Here is a 12,846-nt window from a genome sequence, read left to right on the forward strand (position 1 = left end):
TACCCACAAACTCCCGCTACCAGCCAAGTGCGAGACCGTCGCACCGGGGATCGGCAGCACCAGCAAAAACGTGAGTTTCGGGGTGAATCGCGATCGCCTGCGCATGTCCCATACGATCCTCATACGGCCCCAGAACGGAGACATGATGACCGCGAAGATCAAGTGCAGTGGGAACATCAGCAGGGAAGCGTCTTTCAAGCTCGACAGCTTCGATTATAGAGTGATCCTGGTAGTCATCAACACCGCTTTGCCCTCCCAATTCGTATTCTTTGCCGGACTGATCCAACTGGAAACGTCCGCTTCTCCAACGAGGGGCCGCTATAGCCTGTTGGATATTCAACTGAAAGTCTATCACAGCGGTCAGCAATTGTACATGGATTTGCGGTTGTGCATCGCCACCCATAGAGCCGAACGCGAGATAGGGCTGTCCGTTCTGTAATACCATTGCAGGGGCCAGGGTATGCATGGTACGCTTCCCCGGCTGCAAATAGTTTGCGTGTCGCGGATCAAGCGAGAAGTAGGAACCGCGATTATGTAAAAGAATGCCGGTATCACCACCAACCACACCACTCCCAAAGCCATAATAGAGGCTTTGAATCAGCGAGACGACATTCCCGTAGCGGTCAGCGGCACAGAGATACGTCGTGTCTCCCGGCGGCTCAGGCGGGCCCGCGATTCGGGACGCCCGCTGGATGTCAATGCGTTGGCGTAACTCGGCTGCATATGCTTTACTCAGTAAACGTTCCAGTGGAATCTCTACAACATCAGGATCAGAAATAAAGCGATCACGATCGGCAAAAGCCAGCTTCTTTGCTTCGAGCAGAAGGTGAAGGTACTCGGGCGATTGATAGCCCAGAGCAGCAAGGTCATACCCTTCCAGAATATTCAACATCTCCAGCGCAGTCAGCCCCTGCGAGTTTGGCGGAAACTCATAAATCTCATAGCCGCGATACGTCGTCTTGATCGGCTCCACCCAGTTTGATTGATGCTTCGCCAGATCTTCCATACTCAACACGCCACCGCAGCGCTGGACATACTCTGTAATACTCTGTCCGAGTGGCCCCCGATAGAACACTTCTGGCCCCTCGTGCGCCAGCATCTTATAGGAACGGGCCAGGCGCGGCTGTCGAAGAATACTTCCAGCGGCAGGGGGAGCACCTCCCGTCAGATAGACCTCGGCGCTGCTACTCCACGGTCCAAGTACTCCTTCAGCGGCCTCAGTAAACCATGTATGCAGTTTGGGACTGACCGGCATGCCCTCTTCCGCAAGCTGAATAGCAGGCGAGAAAATCGCTTCAATGGAGGCCGAGCCAAAACGCTCCCAGGCCTCAAACCAGCCATCAACAGCGCCCGGAACATTGATCGAGAGCGGCCCCCGCAAGGGCAACTTCCGAAGCCGACGAGCGGCACACAGTTCCGGCGTCAACCCCCGTGGTGCCCGCCCGCTGGCATTGAGCGCATGAAGCTGTCGCGTCTTCGCATCCCAGATCAACAGGAACAGATCACCACCGGCAGAACAGGTAGAAGGATAGACGACCGTCATGGCAAGGTTGGCAGCAAGAGCGGCATCGAGTGCATTTCCTCCCTGTGCAAGGAGCTGTACACCAGCCTGAGTAGCAAGGTAATGAGCAGTCGCAACCATTCCCCGTGTAGCATAAACAGGACTATCGGAGAGCATTTCAGGAGACCCCGTTTCTATTGTTAAGGCACGGACGAACGTTACTGGTAATTATATCACAGGTCCCGATTCATCTATGCACGAGCGCTTTTTCGTTGCAGCCATTTTTGCCGACCTGCCTGTTTGCCAGATTGCGACAAAGGCATAAGAAAATCAGGACGGCTCTAGCGCTATTGAATGAAAAACATGCTACACTGAGAAGCAGGGGGAAGAACTCAGCAGCATTTGAGATGTCCGTCTGAATTCCACTAAATTCATTTATAAGCTTCGTTTAAGCTATAGAACGCTGGTGCAATGAAACAATGTATAGAACGCGCTTTCTACCATTTCAAAGCGTTCAAGAAGGCACAGCTCTATACAAGGTGGAACGATCAAAGGTATACCACAAGAGAAACAGGAAACTAAGAAGGAACGAAGGAGTACGTTGGAGGATGAACAAGGAAGACAGAAAGAAACACATTACCGTTCAGGCAGGACAGCATGTTCTCTATGAAGGCGAGAATATAGAAAAGGCACGCAAGATCTTTTTCGAGGCAGCCGATCAGCCAGAATATTACGGCGATCGAATTATCTTTCTTGTTGACGGCAAGGTCAGCGCTGAGTTCCGTGAACGCATCGGCTACCGGCAGCAGCAGGATGATCCTTCTACTTCAGATGCAGATCCCGACGCGGGGAACGCCTGAGCAAGAAGCAAGCCCGGTATACCAGCCGGTGGCACAGGATCGCAAAACGCGAGGCAGGCAGCCGGGCTTCCGTCTTTCCGCTTAGCAGTTTTTATGATGGTGTTCCGCCAGTTCTCTGACCCGCTGCACATCTTTCTTGTGACAGATCACGGTCATGTCATCCATCTCGACCACAATCAGGTCTTCGACTCCGATGGTATAAACCCGGCGTCCTGTATTGTTGTAGACCACAACATTCTGACTGCCAAAGCCCTGATGATGACCGACAGAACGCACGCCCTGCTCGTCTGCCGGGAAGAGCATTCCATACTGCTCCCAGTTCCCCACATCACACCAACCGAGATCGGCCGGAATCACAACCAGATTCCGAGTTTTCTCCAGAATACCATAGTCCACAGTGATATTCTGAAGCGTCGGCCAGAGTTCCTCAAGCACATGCTGCTCGTTTGCCGTGCCCATTGCATCAGCAATCGCTTCCAGCTTGCGAGCAGAATCGGGAAGGTGCTCATGCATCTCAGCCATAAACGTCGATGCTTTCCAGATAAAAATACCGGCATTCCAGACATAATGCCCGTCGGCAAGATAGCTTTTTGCCGTTTCGAGATCGGGCTTTTCAACAAAGCGTTCAGCTCGACAGGTCGTATGTCCATGCCCCTCGCCCAGTTTCTCGGCAAAGCGAATGTAGCCGTAGCCGGTCTCAGGCTTGGTCGGCGTAATGCCAATCGTAACCAGTGATCCCTGCAAGGCCCACTCATAAGCCAACTGCAACGACTGCCGGAAGGTCTCAACATTGGCAATAACATGATCGGCACTAAAAATAGCCAGCACCGCATCAGGATCTTGCCGTGCCAGCACCGCAGCAGCCCAGCCAATCGCAGCGGCCGAGCCACGGCCCATAGGCTCACGCAATACATGCTCTGGCGGAACGCTCGGGAGATGCTCCTGAGCCAGATCAGCCATACTCTGTCCGGTAACAATCCATGTCTGATCCGCGCAGGTCAGCGGCGCAACGCGTTCCAGCGTTTCCTGGATCATGCTGTTTCCATTCGGCAAAGGCAAAAACTGCTTGGGAAAACTAGGAGTACTGAGCGGCCAGAGTCTGGTTCCGCTTCCGCCGGCCAGAATGACGGCGTTAAAGTGTTCCATCAAGAAGACGCCTCCTCGCGATGTATCTCAAAGGTTTTTTTCGATTCGCCACAGTAACCGTCTTTGGTTCATTAATACAAATTGATTGTATCGGGGTTATGAGGTAGTGTCAAATAGGTAAGCTCGACACTGGCCCTTTCAGGCATATGCCAGCGACGATGAGAAGGCGTTCTTCGCAAAAAAAGAGCGAAAGGGAAACCCTCTCGCTCTTGATCTGCAACTACAGATCAGCAGTCACCGGAACCGGTGGCTGAGCCTCATCCTTTGAAACAGGGACAGACTTTGGAACAACCGGAGCAGTTGACACTGTCGCAACCGCTGTTTGACGCGCCAGACGCCGCTGCATCATCTCAGGCGAGACACGATAGACATCACGCACCAGCCCGACTTTCTCCATGAACGAAATGATATATCCAGAGATGTCAACCTGCCACCAGCGCAGCCCATGAAAAGCCGAGCGCGGGAAGGCATGATGATTGTTATGCCAGCCCTCACCAAAGCTCAGCAGGCCAATAACCCACTCGTTGCGACTCTCATCATTGGTGGCGAAATCGCGCCGTCCAAAGGTATGGCAGATTGAATTGACGCTCCATGTGACATGATGCGTCAGGAAGATACGCACCAGACCACCCCAGAGCAGGCCTGTCCAGCCCCCGATCAAGAACGGGATAACAAGCGAGAGAACCACCCAGACAAAAAAGGTACGACTGACGAAAACAATCACAGGATCCTTGAGCAGATGGCGGCAATACTGGTTTGGATCGGCCATACGATCTTTAAAGAGCCAACCGATATGTGCATGAAAAAAGCCTTCAACCGGGCTATGTGGGTCACCCTCCCGATCCGAAACTGAGTGGTGCTTGATGTGGGTCGCGGCCCATTCCAGTGCAGCCCCTTCAAGAGCCATCGATCCCAGGACCAGAAAGAGAAACTTCACCACCGGGTGCGGAGTAAAACTACGGTGCGTCAGCATCCGGTGATACCCCACTGTAATACCAAGCGCAGTCAGACTATAAAACGTCACCAGCAGCACAATATCGAGCCAGTTTACCGCCCGCTGCCAGAGTAGTACCATCGCGAAAATGGTCGCCACCAGCGGCACCACCACAACTATAAGAATACCTGCTTTGTAAAGAGGGCTATGTTTCAACGAAAACCTCCAAAACTTCTTCATTCGTCAGCCTGACCGCATGGTGGCAGATTCTGCATGCTCTCTCTGAGAGATGAATACATTCCTGGCACGGGTAAGAGTATCTTCTTTTGCTATCCCTGGCCCTGCACAGCCGATCGGTGTTACAGGCAAGCGGACGGCTACTTCTCAGTAGAACTCTTTCTGGGTCAGAAGGACTGCAATCCGGCTTTTTACCGGGTTTCTACTCGAATTTTTCCCATTCTGTGGGTACAGTTAATAAGAGAGAGGTTTTTGCATTTTTGTTTCACGACTTTGAGCACATTCTTTTTTTGTTGCTCTGTGTAGTCTGAAAACAGAGAAGCGAACCTCCCTCATCAGGAGGAGAGGAAACAGTTTATCCACCTGATTTTTACGCTGATTCCGACCAGAATACATGTGAGAAACAGGAGGAAGTGACCTGCATGGGTATCTCCCCCCCCTTTTCTCCCGGAAACGAAGGGGCTGGTGCAGAGCAACAAAACGAAGAATTTCAACGTATCATACAGTGAGTGCATCTCGACTAAACGCAAGCAGGGAGCCGCATGGTGCTCCCTGCCCGATCGACTGACTTAAAAAACTCTCTATGAAGTTATTTCTCTACTCTCTTTTTAGTGCCAGAAGGGCTATAGTGTATGAAGAAAAACAAGAAGAGACGCACAGAAAACGCGCAACTTCCGGTAGAAGATGAAGGCACACTGGGATATGGGCAGGGGCTGGAATATGGCAGCTTCCACTACACACAGCCGATCAAAATTCCTGAAGAATGGAGAGAAGAACGCCGCAGGAAGCTTGCCGCAGCACGGGAGCGTCGCCAACAGGCTCAGACTCAAGAGGCATCTGTCTCCAAAGCGGGCAGCATCGGACGCGCAACGATTATTCTCACGGTCACACTGATTGCCAGCCGCTGTCTGGGCCTGCTCCGTTCCTCCCTTTTTCTGGGTATTATTGGTGTCAATCTGTATTCTGACGCCTTTAATCTGGCCTTTAAACTTCCCGATCTGGTCTTTAATATCATTGCAGGTGGAGCACTGAGTTCAGCCTTTATCCCCGTTTTCAAGCTCTACTGGGGCCAGAACAAGCACAAAACGGCCTGGCACATTGCCAACACCGCGATCAACGTCGCGACCGCCGCCCTGATCCTGCTGGCCCTGCTTGGTATTCTTTTTGCCGAGCCCTTACTGCGCCTCTGGTCGCTCCCGCTCTCAAATGAGCAATTGCAGCTGACAGTGACATTGATGCGGATTATGTTTCTGCAATCGGTCATTATGGGTACGGGCGTCATTATCACCTCTATTTTGCAGGCCCACGAACAATTTTTGCTTCCGGCGCTCGGAAATGTGCTCTACCCGCTCGGGATCATTATCGGCCTTCTGCCCGGTTTTCTGCTCAACGTCACGCATCATCGCAATGACTATCTGGCGGTGCTCTGTGCGACCTGGGGGGTCGTTCTGGGCGCTCTGCTGATGGTGCTCGTACAGCTTCCCGGGCTGCATAAAGTGGGCATGCACTATCGCTTGAGCTTTGACTGGAAGCACCCCGGCATTCGTCAGATTGGCCGCCAGATGATCCCACGCTTTGTGAACACGCTCATGTTGCAACTGGCAACCTGGGTTGACCTCTTCTTTCTGACCTTCCTTGCAGCGACCACGGTCAGTGGAGTGATCAGCATGTCACAGCAGGCGCTGGCAATTACAACGATCCCCTTGAGCCTGGTAGCGCCGCTGGCCGTTGCTTCCTTTCCACGCATGGCCGAATATGCCGCGCAACGCAACCTGACACGCTTAAAAGCGTTAGTCATGGAAGCGCTGGAAAGCGTGATCTTTATCACCATACCGGTTGCGGTAGGGATGGCCTTTCTCAGCCTGCCCATCGTGCAACTGCTCTACGAACACGGGCGCATGACGCTCGATCAGGCATATATCATGTCTATTCCGCTGTTCTGCTTTACGCTGGGCATCCCTGGAATGGCACTGGTCGAAGTGCTGGTCCGCCCCTTTTACGCGCTCCGTATGAACAAGATTGCCGTCTTTATCAGTGCCTGTCAGTTCATCCTCAAGATCTGCCTGAGCATTCTGCTGATCTATCCGTTCGTCTGGTTTGTGCAGACGGGGATCATCACGTCAGAGTTGCCCTCGGTGGAGAAACTGCCGCTTGAGGGGGCATGGGGCATGGGTGCGCTGGCGCTGGCAACCTCCATTGCCGGGCTGATTGAAGCATGTGCCTTGCTCTGGGTGCTGCATATCCAGCTTCGCGGCTTTCAGATGCGTGTATTCACGGGCTTTGTCGCCCGAGTACTTCTAGCCACTCTGGCCCTGGCCCTGACGATTGGCGTGACGAAGTGGCTGCTTGATACGTTTATCCCTACAACGAATCATGCAGGAAACAGCACTCTGTCCCTGGTGGGCATGCTGTTCGTCATACTCAAACTTGCCATTATTGCCGGAGCAGGGACGTTTGTCTATCTGCGCTCGGCCCGTTTCCTGCATCTGCTCGGTGGCGGACAGCTCCAACCGGTGAACCGATTGCTTATCAAGCTGAAACTGGCATGGATTTGAGAGACAACCGATGCCAACGTTTCTTTCAGTAGACCGTTTCCCCTCCGAAGCGTACTAGTACCTTCTGGTAAGCGACAGAAGAGGTACACCGCCCTTCTGCCGGCCCGGAGGCGGGAGTGACAGCCCCTCTCGGGCCCGAAACGATGCGGGAAGCAGGTTTCATAAGTATCCTCTCTTATCAGGGTAGAAAGAAATGCATGAGTGTGGTATGCTTGACAGGCAAGAATATATCAAAGGCGGCAAAAAACACCCGTTATACATTGATTTGTCATGAAATCTTATAAATAAAGAGTACAGTTTGAATGAACGTGGGAAATCAAGGACAGCAACCATCGAGGCCAGGACAAGGGCTTCCGGGACAACAGGGAGGTTTTTACGGCTGGCAATATGATCAGAGTAATGCGGCACCAAACGCGGCACCGCCTTCTCCGCCGTATTCGCCTCAGCCCACACCGCTGCCACAGGGATACCCCCCACAGCAGCCTTCATATCCACCTCCAATGCCCAGTCAACCTGGCTATCCACAACAGCCTGGCTATCCCCGGCAGATGCCGCCCGTTCAGCGCAAGCCACAGGAACCGACACCTGATATTTTTCAGGATACGGTGTATGATATGGGCTCAACGCTCGGGTATGGACAGGCCACAACTGAGTTTCAGTTCTTTGAGACGCCGCAACCATCACAGCCCATCGCGCAATTGCGTCAGGAGCGCCTGCAACAACTGCGCGAGGAGCGCATGCGTCGGCAGCAACGCCGCATGCAAGGCGACGTCACAACAATAGCGCCCTGGTGGCAAAAGAAGTCACCCAGTGGTTTGCCCCCCACACTCAGGCCAAACGCTCCCGGCGTTACCGGGATGCCGCCACAGGTCGCGCCGCCTCCGGGAATGCAGCCCGCACAGCAACCGCCCTCGATGGAATCCACCGCACGTGGATTTCGAGGTGTCATCGGGGAGCAGGTTGAGCGCATTTCAGAGAAGCTGAAAGCTGCACGGGTCCCCTCGCAAGACACGGGAATGATCCAGCGTGTCAATGTGCGTCGGGCCACAATGCTCCTTACGTTCGCCTTCGTGGCAAGCCGCGCCCTGGGTATTATCCGTACCTCTATGTTTGGTGCCGTCTTTGCCACCAGCAACGTTTCAGATGCATATGTACAGGCATTCCTGGTACCTGACCTTATCTTTAACATTGTCTCAGGCGGTGCGCTGAGCTCGGCCTTTATCCCGGTCTTTACCAAGTACATGATCGGAGACAAAGACGAGAAGACAGCCTGGCATATCGCCAGTACCGCGCTTAATCTGGTAACCGTCGTGATGATGGTCCTGGCAGGCCTGGCGATTCTCTTCGCGCCCGTGTTGGTGCCGCTCTACAACCCGGGCATCAAAGATGCAAAGCAGCTTGCGCTCATCACCGACCTGACCCGCATCATGCTGCTTCAGGCGATCATCCTGGGCTCTGGCGTAATTGTGACTGCGGTACTGAACGCAAAGCAGGACTTCCGTATTCCAGCCATTGGCACCGTGCTCTACAACGTTGGCCTGATCGCGGGCCTACTCCCGGGCCTCATTATCTCCTTCTCCGGCCATCGGAGCGATGCCAATGACCTTGTCGCCATTCACTGGGCAAGCTGGGGCGTGGTCCTGGGAGCGCTGCTACAGGTTGGTGTGCAGGTCTATGGCCTGAAAAAAGTGGGCATGCAGTATTCGTTGACGGCCTTTAGCTGGCGACATCCCGGAGTCGTCCAGATCGTTCGTCAGATGCTTCCACGCATGGCAAACTCCATCATGCTCTACTCATCGATCTTCGTCGACCGCGGTTTGATCCAGATGCTGATGGGCGATGCAAAAGATGGAGCCGAAGGTCTGATTACGCAGAACTATCAGGCGTGGCAGCTCGTTCTTCTTCCGCTTGGTATTTTCGGTGTAGCCGTCTCAACCGCCGCCTTCCCGACGCTGGCCGAAAACGTTGCCAAAGGCCGCCTTGACCGGGTTCGCAATACCATTTCCGAGACGTTGCGGAGCACTCTGTTCCTCTCGATCCCCTCTGGAATTGGCTTGATGGTCCTCGGTCTGCCGGTGATTCAGGTCCTGCTGCAACATGGGCGCTATTCGCTCTCGATGGCACAGGCAACAGCCGTTCCACTGACCTTCTTTGCCTTTGGTCTGGCGGGACATGCGGCAATTGAGATCCTGACACGTGCGTTCTATGCGATGCGCGACAGCAAGACACCGGTCATCATCAGTATTCTACAGTTTATCTTTAAGATCGCGCTCAGTATCGTACTGATGACTGTCGCGGTTATCGGTGGCACCTCGTGGGGTATGGCCGCGATTGCCTCCGCAACCTCGATCGCCGCCCTGCTGGAGGCATTCGTGCTCTTCTGGCTGCTACATCAGCGTCTCGGCGCGCTGCCACTCAAAGAGATTGGTAGCTTCATTCTGCGCACGCTGATCGCGTCGGCAGTCATGGGCGTTGCACTCTTCTTCCTCCAGTTCATTATCAACTTCCTGCTGACGATAGTTGGCAAGGTCCCGTTCTTGCGCTGGATGGATACAATGGCAACCCCGGCGCTTGGCCTGCCCGGAACGATCATGGCCGCAATCAAGCTCGGCGTGATGATCTTCCTGGGACTGATTGTCTATGTCCGTATGGCACGCCTTCTCGGTATCCAGGAACTGGGACCGTTGAAGAAGGTACTCGATCGCCTCAGACTATCCTGGATTTAAGGAAGGCAGTATGAAACAGGTACGGCTTATTATTGTTGGCTTCGGCACCGTCGGTCAGGGTCTGGCTGAACTGCTCCTGACCCAGCGGGCAGTATTACAAGATCAGCACGCCCTTGATATCCGCCTGGTAGGGGTTGCCAACGCCCGCCACGGCTTTATCTATCGGGAAGACGGACTGAACATCGCCACAGTGCTGACCCTGGCAAAAGAGCGCAAACCGCTGACCGAGCACCCAGACGTTCAGCACTGGGGAACCGTCCTTGAGGGCATTCAGGCAGCAGACTATGATGTCATGGCTGAAGCGACCCTGACAAACCTGCGCGACGCTGAACCCGGTCTCAGCTACATTCGTGCGGCCCTCAGCAAAAAGGCGCATGTCGTCACAGCTAACAAGGGACCAATGGCTCTCGCAGCCTATGAACTGCTGACACTGGCACAACAGCACGGCGTGCAGCTCCGCTTTGAGGCGACCGTGATGGCTGGCACTCCCGTTATCAGCACCGCTCGTGAGGGCATGAGCGGGAGCCGTATTCAGACCATGCGTGGTATCCTCAATGGCACAACAAACTACATTCTGAGCGCGATGGAAGCCGGTCGGGACTACGCTGAGGTGCTGACCGAAGCTCAGGCAAAAGGCTATGCCGAAGCCGATCCGACCGCTGATGTTGAGGGCTATGATGTCATGGCAAAAGTGCTGATTCTGGCCGCCACGGTCTTCGGGCAGCCACTTCAGCCCGCACAGGTCGCGCGGACTGGCATCACCGGTGTCACCCGCACGCACGTGCTTCAGGCGCAGCAAGCCAATCAGCGTATCAAGCTGATCGCGGCCCTCAACAGAGAAGGTGATCACCTGAAGGCGAGCATCGCACCAGTCGCGCTGCCGCTGAGTGATCCTCTGGCCCACGTTGAGGGAACCATGAACGCGATCACGCTGCATAGCGATACGCTCTCGGCAGTCACGATCATCGGTCCCGGCGCGGGTCGATGCGAGACCGGCCAGGGATTGCTTGCGGATCTGATAGCGGTAAGCAGACACCAGGCCAAATAGGTACTACTGCAACCCGAAGCATGCATATACGTAAACCCAGGATAGAACCCTTTTATCCTGGGTTTTTCTCTTTTGAATGCATAAGCGCCAGTTGAAAGGAGCTTACATGGTCTACCTGCCTAATGGTATCGCACTTCTGGCGTTTCTTTTCTGGATCTTCGTCCTGATCGACTGCGTGACGAAAGAGCCGTCTGAAGGAAACGACAAAATTGCCTGGATGCTCTTTATTCTCTGGGTTCCTCTAATTGGAGCCATTCTCTATTATGTCATTCGTCGTCCTGAGCGCATCAAAGCGGTAGGGCGCTAAGGCGTTCACATGCGAAGGGGGGCCTTTACTGCTCCTCTTCCCGCTTCTCCGGCTTCAGGGCAGACATTCCCGGGATCTCAAAGCGCAGCCGGACGCTTCCAAAACAGATCCAGTCTCCATGCTGCACCAGCTCTGCCTTCAGTGGGGCAAGCGTCAGTTCTCCAAGCCGAGTCTTATTGCGACTCTTGAGGTCTTCGATATAGAAAAAGGTCTCCTCGAAGCGAATGCGGGCATGCTGGCGTGAAACCGTCATCTGTGGATCGAGTCGCGTCAGGTCAATATCGGGAGTAAAGCCACGCTTGGGATCACGCCGCCCAACAATCACATTCTTTTGCCGTATGGGGAGCCGCAGCAACACCTTGCCATCTCGCTCATAACGCAGGTTGGCATAGACTTCTGAAGCAGAAACCACCGACATCGCACCAGATGGCTGACCGAGGTTCTTAAGCGCCTCTTCGTTTGGCAGCACCCTGGAATCGAACGTCTTCATTTCACGCGTAAAGCCGCCGATCTGTTTCGGTTCCAGGATCGTGTTCTGAATCTCAACCGGGTTTACTTGAATTTGCGCCTTCACATTTTGCAGCGCGTTCAAGAGTGCAGTGGCATTGCTGAAACGCCGTGCCGGATCTTTTGCCAGCATATAATTCAGCACATCCTGAAGCATCGCTGGCGCGTTATGGACGTACTGTCTGAGTCGGGGAATACTCCCGGTCGTTTGCAGAATACCCGTTTCCGCCATATTCTGTCCAACGAAGGGCAGGCGGCCAGCAATCAGCTCAAAGAGCACCAGCCCGGCCTGATACAGGTCGCTGGCAACGGTGATCGGCTGGCCTGCAATCTGCTCTGGCGAGGCATATCGTGTATCGAAAGCCCCCAGATCTTCGACGCTCGTTGGTTCCCCATATCCAAGCGCTTTCAGCAGGCCCCGCAAGCCAATATCATCGAGCTGGACACGATCTTCAATGCCAATCGTTTCTACTTCCATCGAATCAACAGTCACCAATCGGGGACGCAAATCAAGCCCGACAAAGCCCCGCTCGTGCAAGGCCTTAATCCCCATAACCATCTGTTGCGCCAGGCTCAGTGAGCGCTCGATCCCCACGTTCTCATTATCCATCACATAGCGTAAGGTCATGCCACGAGGCGGATCTGTGGCAATGTAGATACGATTCCCCTCAATTCCCCAGTCGTATACTCGCAGCACATGGGGCGATTCCAGAGCACGCCGGCTGGCAAGAGGTTGAAGAAGGGATTGGACCGCTTGTGGCTGCATCTGGGGAGGGAAATCAACGATCCACAGACCAACCACATCATTATTGTTGCGGTTATAGGCCGTATAGAAAGCATAGACGCCATTCTTCTGCACAAGCTGCCCGAGACGATAGACGCCCCCGACCGTTCGGTTATCGCGCGATACCATGCCTGCTCTCTCCCTGCATCAGAAAATAATCAGCATCTCTATTGTATAACGGTTGTCCAGTGGCTCTTTAGACAATACATCTGTGATGGGAGGGGCACCATAATAAAACAGG

At 54.1% G+C, this 12,846-nt stretch carries 9 protein-coding genes; 5 read left to right on the forward strand and 4 right to left on the reverse strand.

The features are described from left to right. Window positions 1-16 precede the first annotated feature (16 nt). Window positions 17-1,678 (reverse strand): gamma-glutamyltransferase, encoded by a 1,662-nt coding sequence (gene ggt / locus EI42_RS00900; RefSeq protein ID WP_111317769.1) that lies wholly within the window; start codon window positions 1,676-1,678, stop codon window positions 17-19. A 431-nt stretch (window positions 1,679-2,109) separates the two neighbouring features. Here ggt and EI42_RS00905 point away from each other — a divergent pair, with 431 nt between their 5' ends. After that, window positions 2,110-2,361: a hypothetical protein gene (locus EI42_RS00905; protein WP_111317772.1), complete on the forward strand. Its 252-nt coding sequence runs from the start codon at window positions 2,110-2,112 to the stop codon at window positions 2,359-2,361. An 81-nt stretch (window positions 2,362-2,442) separates the two neighbouring features. Here EI42_RS00905 and EI42_RS00910 read toward each other — a convergent pair whose 3' ends face one another. Then, the gene (locus EI42_RS00910) at window positions 2,443-3,507 is read right to left on the reverse strand and encodes a mannose-1-phosphate guanylyltransferase (RefSeq protein WP_111317775.1); all 1,065 of its coding nucleotides are present in this window, start codon (window positions 3,505-3,507) and stop codon (window positions 2,443-2,445) included. Window positions 3,508-3,727: 220 nt separating this feature from the next. Beyond that, window positions 3,728-4,657 carry an acyl-CoA desaturase gene (locus EI42_RS00915; protein ID WP_111317778.1) on the reverse strand — a complete coding sequence of 310 codons (930 nt, stop codon included), beginning with the start codon at window positions 4,655-4,657 and terminating at the stop codon, window positions 3,728-3,730. Window positions 4,658-5,310: 653 nt separating this feature from the next. On the opposite strand from EI42_RS00915, the gene murJ (EI42_RS00920) reads away from it, so the two are divergent. The 4 genes from murJ (EI42_RS00920) to EI42_RS00935 all read left to right on the forward strand — a co-directional run bounded on the left by murJ (EI42_RS00920) (window position 5,311) and on the right by EI42_RS00935 (window position 11,314). After that, on the forward strand, window positions 5,311-7,233 hold the full coding sequence (murJ, locus tag EI42_RS00920) for a murein biosynthesis integral membrane protein MurJ (protein ID WP_111317780.1): 1,923 nt from the start codon (window positions 5,311-5,313) through the stop codon (window positions 7,231-7,233). Window positions 7,234-7,535: 302 nt separating this feature from the next. Next, a complete protein-coding gene (gene murJ / locus EI42_RS00925) occupies window positions 7,536-9,959 on the forward strand; it encodes a murein biosynthesis integral membrane protein MurJ (RefSeq protein ID WP_111317783.1) in 2,424 nt (807 codons plus the stop codon). A gap of 10 nt (window positions 9,960-9,969) precedes the next feature. Continuing rightward, entirely contained in the window at window positions 9,970-11,007 is a 1,038-nt protein-coding gene (locus EI42_RS00930) for a homoserine dehydrogenase (RefSeq protein WP_111317786.1), read from the forward strand. 106 nt (window positions 11,008-11,113) lie between these two features. Further along, window positions 11,114-11,314: a PLD nuclease N-terminal domain-containing protein gene (locus EI42_RS00935; protein WP_111317789.1), complete on the forward strand. Its 201-nt coding sequence runs from the start codon at window positions 11,114-11,116 to the stop codon at window positions 11,312-11,314. Between the two features lie 25 nt (window positions 11,315-11,339). Here EI42_RS00935 and EI42_RS00940 read toward each other — a convergent pair whose 3' ends face one another. After that, complete coding sequence (locus tag EI42_RS00940; protein WP_111317792.1) at window positions 11,340-12,734, reverse strand: protein kinase domain-containing protein; 1,395 nt, start codon at window positions 12,732-12,734, stop codon at window positions 11,340-11,342. Between the last annotated feature and the right edge of the window lie 112 nt (window positions 12,735-12,846).

The organism is Thermosporothrix hazakensis (assembly GCF_003253565.1).
Classification (GTDB): Bacteria; Chloroflexota; Ktedonobacteria; order Ktedonobacterales; family Ktedonobacteraceae; genus Thermosporothrix; species Thermosporothrix hazakensis.